General features: G+C 71.6%; 12 protein-coding genes. 5 read left to right on the plus strand and 7 right to left on the minus strand.

Annotation, left to right across the window (positions count from 1 at the left end):
- The first annotated feature begins 25 nt into the window (after window positions 1-25).
- Window positions 26-1195, plus strand: a complete 1170-nt coding sequence (locus tag ACWENQ_RS37015; protein WP_452418377.1) for a Gfo/Idh/MocA family protein — start codon at window positions 26-28, stop codon at window positions 1193-1195.
- 100 nt (window positions 1196-1295) lie between these two features.
- Here the strand turns inward: ACWENQ_RS37015 and ACWENQ_RS37020 are convergent, their stop codons facing one another.
- The 7 genes from ACWENQ_RS37020 to ACWENQ_RS37050 all read right to left on the minus strand — a co-directional run bounded on the left by ACWENQ_RS37020 (window position 1296) and on the right by ACWENQ_RS37050 (window position 7855).
- Window positions 1296-2363 (minus strand): SPFH domain-containing protein, encoded by a 1068-nt coding sequence (locus ACWENQ_RS37020; protein WP_449918462.1) that lies wholly within the window; start codon window positions 2361-2363, stop codon window positions 1296-1298.
- Between the two features lie 4 nt (window positions 2364-2367).
- Window positions 2368-2799: an NfeD family protein gene (locus ACWENQ_RS37025; protein WP_449918460.1), complete on the minus strand. Its 432-nt coding sequence runs from the start codon at window positions 2797-2799 to the stop codon at window positions 2368-2370.
- A 124-nt stretch (window positions 2800-2923) separates the two neighbouring features.
- Window positions 2924-4090: an Ig-like domain-containing protein gene (locus tag ACWENQ_RS37030; protein WP_452418379.1), complete on the minus strand. Its 1167-nt coding sequence runs from the start codon at window positions 4088-4090 to the stop codon at window positions 2924-2926.
- Window positions 4091-4143: 53 nt separating this feature from the next.
- Window positions 4144-5241 (minus strand): fumarylacetoacetase, encoded by a 1098-nt coding sequence (gene fahA, locus ACWENQ_RS37035; protein ID WP_452418381.1) that lies wholly within the window; start codon window positions 5239-5241, stop codon window positions 4144-4146.
- Window positions 5241-5999 (minus strand): hypothetical protein, encoded by a 759-nt coding sequence (locus ACWENQ_RS37040; protein WP_449918451.1) that lies wholly within the window; start codon window positions 5997-5999, stop codon window positions 5241-5243. The genes fahA and ACWENQ_RS37040 overlap by 1 nt, the downstream gene beginning before the upstream one ends.
- Window positions 5996-7156, minus strand: coding sequence for a homogentisate 1,2-dioxygenase (locus tag ACWENQ_RS37045; protein WP_354914372.1), 1161 nt, complete (start codon window positions 7154-7156; stop codon window positions 5996-5998). The genes ACWENQ_RS37040 and ACWENQ_RS37045 overlap by 4 nt, the downstream gene beginning before the upstream one ends.
- Window positions 7157-7228: 72 nt before the next feature.
- A complete protein-coding gene (locus tag ACWENQ_RS37050) occupies window positions 7229-7855 on the minus strand; it encodes an IclR family transcriptional regulator (RefSeq protein ID WP_354914374.1) in 627 nt (208 codons plus the stop codon).
- A gap of 63 nt (window positions 7856-7918) precedes the next feature.
- On the opposite strand from ACWENQ_RS37050, the gene ACWENQ_RS37055 reads away from it, so the two are divergent.
- From ACWENQ_RS37055 to ACWENQ_RS37070, 4 genes are all read left to right on the plus strand, one after another.
- Window positions 7919-8554, plus strand: a complete 636-nt coding sequence (locus tag ACWENQ_RS37055; RefSeq protein ID WP_452418383.1) for a hypothetical protein — start codon at window positions 7919-7921, stop codon at window positions 8552-8554.
- Window positions 8555-8675: 121 nt separating this feature from the next.
- A complete protein-coding gene (locus ACWENQ_RS37060; protein ID WP_449918445.1) occupies window positions 8676-10301 on the plus strand; it encodes a fatty acyl-AMP ligase in 1626 nt (541 codons plus the stop codon).
- The gene (locus tag ACWENQ_RS37065; protein WP_452418385.1) at window positions 10294-13908 is read left to right on the plus strand and encodes an MMPL family transporter; all 3615 of its coding nucleotides are present in this window, start codon (window positions 10294-10296) and stop codon (window positions 13906-13908) included. Before ACWENQ_RS37060 ends, ACWENQ_RS37065 begins: the two co-directional genes overlap by 8 nt.
- Entirely contained in the window at window positions 13905-15260 is a 1356-nt protein-coding gene (locus ACWENQ_RS37070) for an MFS transporter (protein WP_452418386.1), read from the plus strand. Before ACWENQ_RS37065 ends, ACWENQ_RS37070 begins: the two co-directional genes overlap by 4 nt.
- Window positions 15261-15271: the final 11 nt, after the last annotated feature.

Raw genomic sequence — 15271 nt, forward strand, 5'->3', positions numbered from 1 at the left:
GCCGTACGTCAAGGAAAGGACAGAAGTGGAAGACCTGCGCATCGGAGTCATCGGCCTCGGGCTGCGAACCAGCCTGGCGCTGTCGGCGCACCGCCCGGGCAAGGGGTCGGTCGTGGCCGCGCTGTGCGACTCCGACCCGGCTGTGCTGAAGCGGCAGGCGGGGCGGTTCGAGGCGGACATCCTCACCGAGGACTACCGCGAGCTGCTCGACAGGAAGGACCTCGACGCCGTCATCGTGATGACGCCCGACGACACCCACGAGCGCATCGCGGTGGACGCGCTCGAGGCGGGCAAGGCCGTCTACCTGGAGAAGCCGCTGCACATCACGGTCGAGGGCTGCGACAACATCCTGCGCGCCGCGCGGCGGACGGGGACCAGGCTGTACGTGGGGCACAACATGCGCCACATGGGCGTGGTCAGGCTGATGCGCGACATCATCCAGAAGGGGATCATCGGCGAGCCGAAGACCATCTGGGTGCGGCACTTCGTGTCCTACGGCGGTGACTACTACTTCAAGGACTGGCACGCCGACCGCTCCCGCACGACCGGCCTGCTGCTGCAGAAGGCCGCGCACGACCTGGACGTCATCCACTGGCTCGCCGGTGGCTACACCACCAGGGTCAACGCCTTCGGCGACCTGATGCTGTACGGCGACCTGCCGCGGCGCGCGCCCGACACCCCTCGGCCGGACGGCTGGCTGAAGGAGTTCGAATGGCCGCCCACCCAGCGCAGGAACCTCCACCACGTCATCGACGTGGAGGACGTGTCGGTCATGAACATGCGGCTGGACAACGGCATCATCGCCGCCTACCAGCAGTGCCACTTCAGCCCCGACTACGTGCGCAACTACACCGTCATCGGGACCGAGGGGCGGCTGGAGAACTTCGGCGACGGCCCCGGCGACACGGTGAAGGTGTGGAACACCGGGCCGACGTCCTACCGCGACGACTGCGACATCGCCTACCGGGTGCCGGAGGCGAAGGGCTCGCACGGTGGCGCGGACACCGAGATCATCGGCGAGTTCAACAGGTTCGTGCGGGAGGGCGGCGTCACCGACACCTCGCCGGTGGCCGCCCGCATGAGCGTCGCGGCCGGCTACATGGCCACGATGTCGCTGCGCGACGGCGGCACGCCGTACGACGTGCCGGCGCTCGATCCTGAGCTGATCGCCTACTTCGACTGCGGCCAGGCCTGACCGACCCGCCGTGTGGATCCGGCCCGGCCGTCTTCATGACGGCCGGGCCGCACGCATGCGCGACCGCCCGCTTACACCTGTGTGCCGGCTCCTCGTCGCGTCACGCCTGCTGGTGGTTCTTCTCCAGGTCGGGGAAGGGGCTGGGCTCGGGGATGCTGGGGGGTAGCTGGCGCGGCCCCGAGGTGTGCTCGGCCTCGCGGGCGTCGGCGACGGCCTCCGCGGCCGCCTCGGACGCGCGGGCGATCTCCTCCTCGGCCTCGGAGGTGTCAGGAGAGATCTCCTGGGTGGCCGCCGACCGCGGCAGCGCCTCGGTGAACGCCTTGGAGACGCCCTGCAGGGCCGAGGTGACCTCGCTGGGGATGACCCAGAAGGTGTTGCCCTGCCCCTGGGCGAGCTGCGGCAGCACCTGGAGGTACTGGTAGGCGAGCAGCTTGGGGTCGGGGTCGTTGCGGTGGACGGCCTGGAAGACCTGATCGATGGCGCGTGACTGGCCTTCGGCCTTGAGGATGGCGGCGGTGCGCTCGCCTTCGGCGCGCAGGATCGCGCCCTGCTTGTCGCCCTCGGCGGTGAGGATCTGCGACTGGCGCTGACCCTCGGCGCTCAGGATGGCGGCGCGCTTGTCCCGCTCGGCGCGCATCTGCTTCTCCATCGCGTCCTTGATCGTCTTGGGCGGGTCGATGGCCTTGATCTCGACGCGGTTGACGCGCAGCCCCCACTTGCCGGTGGCCTCGTCCAGGACGCCGCGCAGCTGGCTGTTGATGGTGTCGCGGGAGGTGAGCGTCTTCTCCAGGTCCATGGAGCCCACGACGTTGCGCAGCGTGGTCACCGTGAGCTGCTCGACCGCCTGGATGTAGTTGGCGATCTCGTAGGCGGCCGCCCGCGGATCGGTGACCTGGAAGTAGAGGACGGTGTCGATCTCGACCACCAGGTTGTCCTCGGTGATGACCGGCTGCGGCCGGAACGAGACGACCTGCTCCCGCAGGTCGATCATGGGATAGACGCGGTCGACGTAGGGGATCACGAAGTTCAGGCCCGGCTTCAGGGTGCGGTGATAGCGACCCAGCCGCTCGACGTTGCGCGCGCGTGCCTGGGGCACGATGCGTACGGCACGCAGCACGGTGAACACCACGAACAACGCGACGACCAGACCCGCGATGAGTAGCGCCATATGATCACTCCCGAGGGTAGACGAGGGCGGTGGCCCCTTCGATCTCGATGACGTCGACGGTCGCTCCGGCGGGGATCACCACCGTGTCGTCGTAGGCTCGCGCGGTCCACTCCTCGCCGCCGATGCGGACCAGTCCGGAGTGGGCGGTCACCTCGCTGACGACGAGCGCGGGCTTGCCGACGAGCGCTTCGACGCCGAAGCGTTGCCGCGGGGGTTGCCGGATGCTGCGCATGGCCAGCGGCCTGATGACCAGCAGGCCCGCGGCCGACGCGGCGGTGAACACCAGGAGTTGCAGCGGGATGGGCAGTCCGATGGCCGCCGTCAAGGACGTCAGCAGAGCGGCGGCGGCGAGCAGGCCGAGAGCGGCGGTGAGAGAGAAGATCTCGGCGAGGCCGAGCACGACGGCGAGGATTATCCAGATGACCCAATCATCCATACTCCGGCCCTCCTGGAAGGAGAACGGGCCCGTGTCCCAAAGGGGTTCCGTCTCTACGGTAATCCTTTGATTACCGGCATGGCAGCTTTCGGCGGTCCGGTTACACGGACATGTCGTGACGGGGTCAGCGGAGAGCGGTGGGCGATCCGGGTCTGTCGAGGGCGCTGCCCTCGACCCACGCCTCCCACGGCAGCTGCCAGTAGCCCCAGCCGTTGTACCACTCCAGCTCCCGCGACGTGCCGGTGATCGTGACCGGGTCGCCGCGCAGCGACGTCTCGTAGAACCAGGCCGCCTGGTCGGGCCGGGCGTTGACGCATCCGTGGCTGACGTTGCGCCGCCCCTGCGCCCAGACGTTGTTCTTGGCGTGGACGTACTCGCCGCTGTTGGAGATCCGCACCGCGTGGTCGATCAGCAGGTCGTAGAAGCCGTCATCGCCCTTCTTCCTGCCGGGCGAGACCATCCTGACCGGGTCGCCCTTCTCCATGGTCAGGTGGATGCCGCTGGTCGTGGTGTACTCCCGGGTGGTGCCCATGCCGGCGCTGATCGCCATCCGCTGCACGACCTGGCCGTCGCGCCGGACGACCATCTGGTGGGTGACGGTGTCGACGGTGCTGGTCTGCTTGCGGCCGACGGCGAAGGTGAGCGCGTGGTCGGCGCTGCCGTACACGCCGGGGGCGGATCTGACGCCCGCGAGGTGGGCGATGACCGCGACTCGCTGCCGGGCCGGCCAGTAGTGCCGGGTGCGGTAGACGGCCTGGGTGTCGCTGACCCACCGCCAGGCGCCCTGGACCGGCTTGGTGGAACGCACCTCCAGGGCGCGCTCGACGGCGGCCTTGGCGCGGACGGGGCTGTCGAAGGTGACGATGATCGGCGTGCCGACGCCGACGGTCTCGCTAGGCAGCGGCGACACCGAGGCCACCTTGACCGTGTGCTCGGCGGGGCGGGTGCGGAAGCGGCCCACGGTCAGCGCGGGCGGGCCGTCAGGGCCCGCCGCCCTGACCGTCACGACGTGCTCCACGCCGGGCGGGAGGGTCCAGGTCGAGCGCCACACCGTGCCCGTCGCGTCCAGCCTGCCGGGGACGGCCGTGCCGCCCGCGCGCACCTCGACCTTGCTCAGCCTACCGCCCCTGACCTTGATGACCAGGCCCTTGTCGGGCCTGGCGCGGTTGTCGCCGAGGGCGGGCGAGACCGTGACCATCGGCGCGGCGGGCTGCGGCAGGCGCGCCGTCACCGGGCTGCAGCCGCAGACGAGCGACAGCAGCACGGTGAGCCGCAGGAGGGCGCTGCGCATCTCACTCCTTCACTCCGGGGGGAAGCCTCCAGAGTTTAGCGAGGAGTGAGTGGTCAGGCACTCCGGGCGACGGTTCCCGACACTTCCCCCAAACTGATGTCGCCCGCCGTGGCGCGGATCGTGACGGTGTCGCCGTCCTCCAGGAAGGTCCGGACCTGCCCGTCGCCCAGCTTGAGCGGCTCCGCCCCGTTCCAGGTGAGCTCGATGAACGAGCCCCGCGTGTCCGGGCTCTCGCCGGAGACGGTGCCGCTGGCGAACAGGTCGCCGGTCCTCAGGCTCGCGCCGTTCACCGTCATGTGCGCCAGCATCTGGTCGGGGGTCCAGTACATGTTCCGGTACGGCGGCCGCGAGACGATCTCGCCGTTCAGCTCGACCTCCATCGCGATGTCCAGCCCCCAGTCGCCCTCGCGCTCCAGGTACGGCAGCGGCGCCGGATCCTGCGCGCGGCCCGCGATCCTGGGCAGCGCCTCCAGCGGCGTCACCCACGCCGAGACCGAGGTGGCGAACGACTTGCCGAGGAAGGGCCCGAGCGGCACGTACTCCCAGGCCTGGATGTCGCGCGCGCTCCAGTCGTTGACCAGCGTCACCCCGAAGACGCGCTCCTCGAAGGAGGAACCCTCGGGCGAGCCCACGACGAAGCCGAGCTCCGCCTCGATGTCCAGCTTCGCGGTCGGCCCGAACCTGCCGGCCCCGAGTTGCCCGCGCGGGCGGGTGACCGGGGTGCCCGACACGACCACGGTGCCGGCCCGGCCGTGGTAGCCGACCGGCAGGTGCCGCCAGTTCGGCTTCAGCGGCTCGTCGTCGGGGCGGAACATCCGGCCCAGGTTCGACGCGTGCTCGATCGAGCAGTAGAAGTCGACGTAGTCGGCGACCTCGAAGGGCAGGTGGAGCGTCACCTGGTCGAGCGGCACCAGGTGCGGTCCGGTGATCGACCGGTCCGTCGACAGCTTCTCGACGATCAGGGCGCGCGTGTCACGCCAGGCCCGGTGGCCGCGGGCCATGAAGGCGTTCAGCGAGCCGGTGGCGAACACCTCGTCGTGCAGGGCGGCGGCCAGGTCGAGGACGGCGTCGCCGTACCGCACGCCGACGCGGGGCGCCTGGCCCGCACGCGAGAAGACCCCGTAGGGCAGGTTGTCGAGTCCCCAGCTCATCAGCCGTCCAATCCGAGGGTCTTCAGGTCTTCCACGGGCGCCGCCGTGCTGCACGAACCGTAGCTGACCAGGATCCGCCTGGCCTGCCGGGCCACGTCCTCCGGTACGGCCTGCGCCTGCCGGACGAGGTCGCCCACGTCGGTGGAGCCGAGCACCCGGAACGGGTCGCGCTTCTCGACGGCCGCGCAGACGGCGAGGACGAGGTTGAGGAAGCCGTGCCGGTCGACGCCGAGCGAGGGGTCGAAGTGGCGCACCGCGTGGTGGAGCCCGGCGGTGGCCTTGAACGGCTGGTCGTGCTCGGCGCAGTAGCTGATGAACTCGGACAGCTCGCCGACCGACGGGAAGGCGTCGGCGGTCATGCCGCCGCAGCGGACCTTGAGCCCGACCCCGTGCGGCACGGGGGAGATGTGCCTCGGATGCGTCTCGACGAACAACCTGACGTGCTCGGGGACCTGGAGCATCGCGGTGCTCTCGACGAAGTCCACCGGCAGGTCGGAGAAGTCGGGCACGGTCTCGGTGTCGACGATCAGGCCGACCAGCTGCGGCTGCTGTTCCTGCCGGCGCAGGCCGTCGATCCGGCTGGTCGGGCAGAGGAAGCGGTGGGTCAGCACGGGGTTGCCCGACTCCAGGTCGCGCTGGTGGCGGGCGACCGCCTCGTCCATGTGCAGCGACGTCGGCGGGAACAGGCCCGCGTCGTCGACCAGCGCGGAGAACAGCGCCGTCCGGACCCGCGGCGTGCCGGGATCGACGGCGCTCATCGGGCCCACGTCCACGCGTAGGCGGGATCCTCGCACGCCAGGGCGCCCTCGCCGAGGTCCAGCGGGCGGAAGGTGTCGACCATGACGGCCATCTCGTTGGTATGGGTGGCGCCCGCGGCGATCACCGCCTCGACCGCGCCGGGCTGCGGGCCGTGGGTGAAGCCGGCGGGGTGCAGCGAGATCGAGCCGACGTCGATGCCGGAGCCGGCCCGCGCGGAGTAGTCGCCGCCCACGTAGAACATGAACTCGTCGGAGTCGACGTTGTGGTGGTTGTAGGGGATCGGCACCGCCTCGGGGTGGAAGTCGAGCGGCCGCGGCATGAACGAGCAGACCACGAATCCCGGCCCCTCGAAGGTCTGGTGGACCGGCGGCGGCGCGTGCGTCTTCTTCACGACGGGCTCGAAGTCGTCGATGTTGAAGGCGTAGGGGTAGAGGTAGCCGTCCCAGCCGACCACGTCGAAGGGGTGGTGGCGGTAGGTCAGCCGGGTGAGCCCGCCGCGCGTGCGCACCAGGACGGGGACCTCCTCGCCCTCCTCCAGCAGCGGCTCCTGCGGCGTCCTGAGGTCACGCTCGCAGTAGGGGGCGTGCTCAAGGAACTGGCCGTACTGCGACAGGTAGCGACGGGGCGGCCTGATGTGCCCGGACGCCTCGATGACCAGCGCGTTGACCCGGCCCGACGGGACCCAGCGGTGGATCGTGCCGGTCGGGATCACCACGTAGTCGCCCTCGCCCGCCTCGATGGCGCCGTAGGTCGACTCGAAGCGGACGGTGCCCTGCTGGATGTAGACGCACTCGTCGCCCTTGGAGTTGCGGTAGAGCTCGCTGGGCTGGTCCGTCGTGACGTACGACAATCGGACGTCGTTGTTGGCCGACAGCAGCATCCGCCCGCTGACCAGGTCGCCCGCGCTCGTCAGGTCCTGGGTGCGGAAGTGCCGCGGGGACAGCGGCAGGTTGGGTGAGGTGGCCAGTGGCAGCGGCGACTCGACCGCCTCCGCCTTGATGATGGCGGTCGGCAGGTAGCGGTGGTACAGCAGTGACGAGTCGGACGAGAAGCCTTCCTCGCCCATCAACTCCTCCGCGTACAGCCCGCCGTCCGGGCGCTTGAACTGCACATGGCGCTTGCGCGGGACCTCGCCCACCTGGCGGTAGTACGGCATCGCAACTCCGTCCGTTTATCGGACAATAGTGTCCTCTATCCGTATTCACGGTCCTTTATCAGGGCGAAGATGTCAACCGAGCGCGACGGTGAGCTCCTTCGCGGCCTCGACGACCCGGGGCCCGACCCGCTCGTCCAGCGGACCGAACGTCACCACGCCCACCGACGCCTCCAGCCACGGCAGCCCGGTGACCGGAGCGGCCACGCCGCGCGCACCCTCCTGCAACTGCCCTTCCGTGACGAGATACCCGGCCTCGCCCGAACGCATCGCCAGGATCGCCTGGCCCGCGGCGCCCCTGGAGAGCGGATGCCGCGCGCCCTCCCGGTAGGCGACGTGCATGTTGGTCCACGAGGGCTCGACCACGGCGACGGCGAGACCGTCGTCACCCTCCGCCACCGTGAGGTGAGCCGTCGCGCCGACCTCCTCGGCCAGCCTGCGCAGCGTCGGCAGCGCCGCCGCCCTCAGCAGCGGCTGCACGGCCTGCGCCAGCACCAGCACGCCGTAGCCGAGATGCGCCCTTCCCTCGCGGTCGCGCCGGACGAAGCCCTCGTTCTGCAGCGACGTCAGCAACCGGTAGACCACCGGACGGCTCAGCGAGAGCTGGGCCGCGAGCTCGGTCGGCGTGCGCCCGCCGTGGCCGTCGGCGAGCAGTCTGAGCAGGTGGAGCCCGCGTTCAAGCGTCTGGGCGGATTCAGCCATGTCCTGATTATGTCCGCGTGTGCGGAGTGTGACGCCGACCGGCGAAAGGGTAGGTAATGCGTCATGCAGTTGAAATGGCTGGCGCTCGCGGCCATCGCGGCCGTGTTCGCGGCCATTCCTCTCCTTCCCTCCGTGAGCACGCAACCCGTCTCCATGGTCCGCGACACCCCCGTGATGCAGAACCACACCCGTCCCCAGCTGCTCGTCGAGAACATCTTCCACGTCACCGAGGGAGTCGAGGTCGACGAGCGGGTGCTGACCGTCGACAGCGGCTACTACTTCCAGCGCAAAGAGGTCGCGCCCGGCGTCGGGATCTCCGAGATCGGCTTCCTGTACGGCACGCCGAATCGGGCCGGCACCTACACCTCCACCCTCAAGATCTGCAAGGGCGACACCTGCACCCGCGAGCCGATCACGCTCGTCGTGCACACGAGGGTGTCGTGGTCGCCCACCCAGCTCACCTTCCCCGGCCGGGTGCACGTGATGATGGACAGCGAGATCGAGATCGAGGGCGCCCCGCGCGGCGTGCTGCCCACCTTCACCGTCATCGACCCCCGCCAGCTCCCGCCGGGCGTCACCATCGGGCCGGACGGGCACGTGGGCGGCGTACCGGAGAAGCCCGGCGTCTACACCGTCCCCGTCCAGGTCTGCGTGGCGAGCGACTGTTCGGGCGTCGTCGTCCGGATCATCATCGCCTAGCCCGGCGGGTTGTCACGCCGGTAACAAGACCGGTCGCGGAATGTGCAGGCCTTTGGCAAGAATCGCAGGGCTTTCTGCCGTAATTTGCTAGGTCCCTGTCAGCGGCGAGGGGACTTTCGGCATGGACGTTCTGATCGGCCGGGTCGCCCGGTGGGCGCGGGAGATCCCCGACGCTCCGGCCTACACCTTCGTCGACCACCTCGGCGACGGGCGCGCCCGCACGCTCACCTGGCGGCAGGTCGACCTCAAGGCGCGGGCGCTGGCCGTACGGCTGCGCGAGGTCTGCGCGCCCGGCGACAGGGCGGCCGTTCTCGCGCCGCAGAGCCTGGAGTACGTGGTGGCCATGCTCGGCGCGATGTACGCCCGGGTGGTGGCCGTGCCGCTGTTCTCGCCCGACCTGCCCGGCCACGCCGAGCGGCTGGCCCTCGCCTACGCCGACGCCGACCCCGTGGTCGTGCTCACCACCAGCGCCACACCGGCCGACCGGCTGCCCCCCGCCAAGGCCGTCATCGCCGTCGACACGGTCTCCGACCTGCTCGCCGACGAGTGGGAGGACGAGCCGATCGGCCCCGGCGACCTCGCCTACCTGCAGTACACCTCCGGCTCGACCAGGACGCCCGCGGGAGTGGAGATCTCCCACGGCAACCTCGGCGCCAACGCCGCCCAGCTGTGGGAGGCCTTCGGCGCCAAGCCCCGCACCTCGGTCGCCGCGCTGTGGCTGCCGCTCTTCCACGACATGGGACTGATCGCGATCATCGCCTGCCCGATCGTCGGCGGGAACCAGGCGGTGTTCATGGACCCCGTGGCGTTCGTCATGAAGCCGACGCGGTGGATGCGTCTGCTGTCCGGCCACGCCGACGTCTACACCGGCGGGCCGAACTTCGCCTACGAGTACACCGCCGCCAGGGCGAGCGATCCCGCCGACCTCGACGGGCTCGACCTGTCGGGGGTGCGGGTCATGCTCAACGGGGCCGAGCCGGTGCGACCCGCCACCGTCTCCCGCTTCACCTCCGTCTTCGCGCCGTACGGCCTGCGGCCCGAAGCCCACACCCCCGGGTACGGCCTGGCCGAGGCGACGGTCTTCGTCACGGCGGGATCCATCGACGCGCCGCCGCTGGTCACCGACTTCGACAGGGACGCCCTGGCGGAGGGGCGGGCCGTGCCGTACGACGGTGACGGGGGTGTGGGGGTCGCCAGCACGCTGGTCTCCTGCGGAAAGCCGACCGGGCAGCGGGTGCGGATCGACTCCCCAGGTGACGGGCACGTGGGGGAGATCCTGGTGCAGGGGCCGAACGTGGCCCGCGCCTACTGGCGCGACCCCGAGCGCACCGCCGAGGTCTTCGCGGACGGCTGGCTGCGCACCGGCGACCTCGGCGTGATCCACGAGGGCGAGCTCTACGTCACCGGCCGCGTCAAGGACCTGGTGATCGTGGACGGGCGCAACCACTACCCGCAGGACATCGAGGCGACCGCGCAGGACGCCTCCGACGGCGTGCGCAAGGGACACGTGGCCGCGTTCGCGGTGCCGGGCGCCGAGACCGAACGGCTCGTCGTCGTGGCCGAGCGGTCGCGGGCGGGCCGCACAGACGAGAGCGTCGTCCGCGAGGTCCGCGCCGCCATCTCCCGCGGCCACGAGGTCGCGGCCGAGGTCGTGCTGGTCGCGGCGGGCGCGGTGCCGCGCACCTCCAGCGGGAAGATCGCCCGGCGGGCCTGCCGGCAGGCCTACCTGGAGGGCGCGCTTGTTTGAGTCGCTCGGCCGGTTGGTCTACCGCGGCCGCTGGACGCTCCTCGTCCTGAGCGTGGCCGTCGCGGTCCTCGTCGCGCCCTTCGGCCTGGAACTGTTCGGGCGGATGGCCGACGGCGGGTTCGAGGACCCCGCGGCCGAGTCGACCACGTCGGCGACCTGGAACGACGAGTGGTACAGCGGGAACTCGCCCGACGTGGTGGTGCTCTACACCCACCCCACGGTCCCGGCCCGCGACCGGAGGTACAGGAAGGCCGTCCACGACTCGCTGCGCCGCCTGCCGGCCAGCTACGTCCGGCGGATGACGACGTACTGGACCTCCCGCTCCGCCACGATGATCTCGCGGGACGGCCGCTCCACCTACGCGCTGATCACGCTCAAGGGCGACAAGCAGCGCGCGTACACCGCCATCGAGCAGCGGCTGCGCACCGTCGAAGGGCTGTCCGTCAAGATCGGCGGCGCGGTGCCGCTGCTCGACGACCTCAACACCCAGACGGGCGCCGACCTGGCCAGGGCCGAGGCGATCTCGATGCCCGTGCTGCTGGTGCTGCTCGTGCTGGTCTTCGGCAGCCTGGTCGCCGCCGGGCTGCCGCTGCTCGTCGGGCTGCTGTCGGTGCTCGGCGCGCTGGTGCTGCTGCGGCTGCTCACCGAGGTCACCGACGTGTCGGTGTTCTCGCTGAACGTCGTCACCATGCTCGGGCTGGGCCTGGCGATCGACTACTCCCTGTTCGTGCTCAGCGCCTTCCGCGAGGAGATCAGGCGCGGGACGTCCACCGAGGCGGCCGTGGTGGCGACGATGGCCACGGCCGGCAGGACCGTGGCCTTCTCGGGGCTCACCGTGGCGACCGCGCTGCTCGGGCTGCTGCTGTTCCCCCAGATGTTCCTGCGCTCCATCGGGCTCGGCGCCGCCGCCGTCGTGCTCGTCGCGATGGTCGCCGCGCTCGTCGTCCTGCCCGCCGTTCTCGGGATCCTCGGGCGGAAGGTCGACGCGCTCCGCATCACCCCCTCCTTCGGCGGGCCGCGGAACGGCGGCGCCTGGCACGCCGTCGCCTCCAGCGTGATGCGCACCCCGCTGCTCTACCTCGTCGGCGTCACGGCCGTGCTGATCTCGCTCGCGCTGCCGTTCGTCGACGTGAAGTTCGGCAACGTCGACCACCGGGTGCTGCCGCCGCGGGTCGAGAGCCGCCAGGTCGCCGAGGCCGTCGACACCTCCTTCGCCCGGAACTCCATGGCCGCCGTCGACGTCCACGTGCTCGTCGAGCGCGACTTCCAGGAGGCCGAACCGCTGCTGCCCGGCCCGCTCGGCCAGGGCCACACCGTGGTCAGCCCGCTCACACCCGTGCTGCCCTCGGACGTCAAACCCTTCACCGACCGCCTGCGCCGCCTGTCCGGCGTCACCGGCGTCGACGTCACCGGCTTCTCCCCGGACAACGGCGCCGTACGGCTGGCCGTCCGCTACGACGGCGACCCCATGTCCGACTCCGCGCGGTCGCTCGTCACCCTGATCAGATCGATGACGCCCGAGCCGAACATCAGGTCGGTCGTCGTCGGCGGGCCCACCGCCGCGCAGATGGACCTGGTCGACAGTCTCGCCGCGACCCTGCCGTGGATGGCGCTGGTGGTGTCCGGGGCCACCTTCGTCCTGCTGTTCGCGGCGTTCGGCTCGCTGCTGCTGCCGGTGAAGGCCCTGCTGATGAACGTGCTGTCGATCGGCGCGTCCTTCGGGGTCATCGTGTGGGCCTTCCAGTACGGCAACCTGGCCGGACTCCTCGGCTTCACACCCACCGGCACCATCGAGGCGACGGTCACGGTGCTCATCCTGGCGGTGGTGTTCGGGCTGTCGATGGACTACGAGCTGTTCCTGCTGTCCCGGGTACGGGCCGAGTGGCTGCGGACCGGGGACAACGCGGCGGCGGTCGCGGCCGGGCTGCAGAAGACCGGCGGCATCATCACCAGCGCGGCGCTGCTGCTGCTGGTGGTCATCGGGGCCTTCTCGACCGCCGGGATCACGATCGTGAAGCTGCTCGGAGTCGGGATGTTCGTGGCGATCGTGGTGGACGCCACGCTGGTGCGGGCGCTGCTGGTGCCCGCGACCATGCGGCTGATGGGAGCGGCCAACTGGTGGCTGCCCGGTCCGTTACGCGGGCTCCACCGGCGGATCGAGCTGCGGGAACACTTTCCCGACGAGTCCCCGCCCACCTCCGGCCCCCACGCCGCCACGGCCGGCACCACCGCCTCGCGGGCGCTTGCCACCGACCCTCGCGCCGCGGCCTCCCGGGCCACCGCCGCGGTTTCCGGGTCCCGCCGCTCGCGGGCCGCCGTGGCTCCCGCGCCCACCCCCCGCGCCCTCGCCGCCACCCCTCCATTCCTGGCGGTCTCCCCAACCCCCGGCATCATCTCCCTAAACCCCAGCGTCTCCCCAACCCCCGACGTCTCCACACCCTCCACCGTCTTCCCAGCTCCCATCGTCTCCTCAACCCCCACCGTCTCCGGCTCCCCGAACCCCACGGTCTCCCCAAACCCCAGGGTCTCCCCAAACCCCGCGGTCCCTCCAACCTCCAACGTCTCCCCAACCTCCAGCGTCTCCCCAACCCGCACTTCGCCCCGGCCGGAGGTTTCCCCGGCTCCCGTGCCCCAGGCGGCGGGTCTCGCCCTTCCTGTTCCGCCTGCACCCGGCTCGTCAGGCAGGTCCGGTTCCGGTGTGTCCGGCCGGCCCTGGCCCGACAGCATGCCCGGGGTGCCCAGGGCCGAGGGCGCTTCCGGGCGGAGTGGGGCGGAGGCCGGCGGGCGGAGGAGCCGGCGTGTCGTCCGGCCCAACATCGACGGGCCGGGCTGGCACTGGGCCGACGAGGAGGAGCGCCCGGCCGGTTCTCGCTCCGGCCCGTCGGCCAGCCCGGGGCCCGGCCGGTCGGCCTGCTCGGGGCACGGCCCGTCAGCCAGCCCGGAGCACGGCCCGTCGGCCGGTCCAGGGTCCGGCTCTTCGGCGGCCCCCGTGCCGGGAGGATCGGCCAGTGCGGTGTCCGGTTCTTCGGGGGTCTCGGCCAGTGCGGTGCCCGGCCCGTCGGGGGTCTCGGCCGGTGCGGTGTCCGGTCCTGTGGGGACCGCGGCCGGTCCGGTGCCTGGTTCGTCTGGCGGTCCTGTGCCGGACGCTTCGGGTGGGACCGCGCTGGACACGGATCCGGGGCTCGTACTCGCCCCCGGCCCGCTGTTCGGGACCGACACCGACCCCAGCCCTCGTCTCGCCCCGTTGTTCGGGACCGACCCCAGCCCTCGTCCCGGCCCGTTGTTCGGGACCGACACCAGCCCTCGTTCCGCCGCGCTCCCTGGCGCGGACGCTCTCCCCGGGAAGGGCGTGCGGCGCAAGCGGGGGCTCAACCCGTACCCCGGCACCACCGCCCCCCGCAGGCCCCGCCCGCAGCCGGGCCGGCACTCTCGCCAGGACCTTCCGGCGGCTCCTCCTGGGGCTCCTCCTCACGACGGGGCGGCGGAGCCGGACGAGCCGAAGATCCCCGAACCCCGGCTGACCTGGGTGAAGGTCGAGCCGCGCACCAGGGTCGTCAGGGCGAGCCCCGACGGCCCCGGCTGGAGCTGGCAGGAAGTGGAGGGATGACCCAGGTCACCGTCCACGCCAAGAGGAGCTCCAGGGTCTGGCCGCTTTTCCTGGTCGTCGCCCTCGCCGGGTTCGTGACCACACTGGACAACACGGTCGTCACCGTCGCCCTCCCCACGATCAGGGCGGATCTCGGCGCGGGGCTGGCCGCGCTGGAGTGGGTGGCGACCGGCTACATCATGACTTTCGCGGGACTGATGCTCGCGGGCGGCCGGCTCGCCGACGTGTACGGGCGCAGGAAGGCGCTCGTCGCGGGCCTGGTGACGTTCACCGGGGCGTCGCTCGCGGCGGGCCTCGCCACCACGATCCAGCTGCTGGTCGCCGCCCGGCTGGTCCAGGGCGTGGGCGCGGCGTTGATCCTGCCCGCGACGCTTGCCGTACTCGCGGGGAAGGACGACCGGCAGCGGTCGGCGGGCGTGGCGGTGTGGATGGCGTCGGGCGCGGGGGCCCTGGCGCTCGGGCCGCTGGTGGGCGGCTACCTGAGCCAGCACGCGCACTGGACGTGGGTGTTCCTGATCAACGTGCCGATCGGGGCGGCGGTGACCGCGCTGGCCGTCGCGGTCGTCCCCGAGAGCAGGGAGCGGGGCGCGGCGCGGGTGGACCTGCCGGGCGTGGCGGCCTCGGCGGTGGTGCTGTCGTCAGGGACGTTCGCGCTGATCCACGGCTCGGAGTACGGCTGGACGGCGCCGGTGATCGTCGGGGTGGGTCTGGCGTGCGTGGCGGGGGCCGTGGCGTTCGTCGTGGTCGAACGGCGGGCGGCCGAGCCGATGGTGGATCCGGCGCTGTTCGCCGCCCGGTCCTTCACCGGCGGGGTGGTGGCGCAGGTGCTGTGGGGTCTCGGCGTGAACGGCGTCTTCTTCTACACGGCGATCTTCCTGCAGGGAGTGCTGGGGTTCTCGCCGACCGCCTCGGGGGTGGCGTTCGTGCCGCTGGCCGTGCTGGTGGTGGCGGTGACGCCGCTGGTGCCGCTGGTGGAACGGCGGCTGGGGGCGGGCAGGACGGTGGCCGCGGGGCTGGCGCTGGTGGCGGCGGGGATGGCGGGGGTCGCCTTCCTCGGGCCGGGCGACGGGTGGGGCGAGCTGCTGCCCGCGGTGTGCGCGATCGGGATCGGGTCGGCGTTGACGATGCCGCTGGGTTCGGCGGTGCTGGCGGCGGTGCCGGAGGGCCGGGCGGGGGTCGCCGGTGGCGTCTTCACGGTGGGCAGGGAGATCTCGGGGCTGTTCGGGATCGCGGCGATCGGGGTGATCGTGCAGAGCGCGGGGACGTTCGCCGCGGGGTACTCCGCGGGGCTGCTGGTGGCGGCGGGCCTGGTGCTGGCGGGCGCGGTGGTCGGCCTGGCGACGCTGCCATGAAAGGCGCCATC

It is taken from the genome of Nonomuraea sp. NPDC004354 (genome assembly GCF_053602555.1).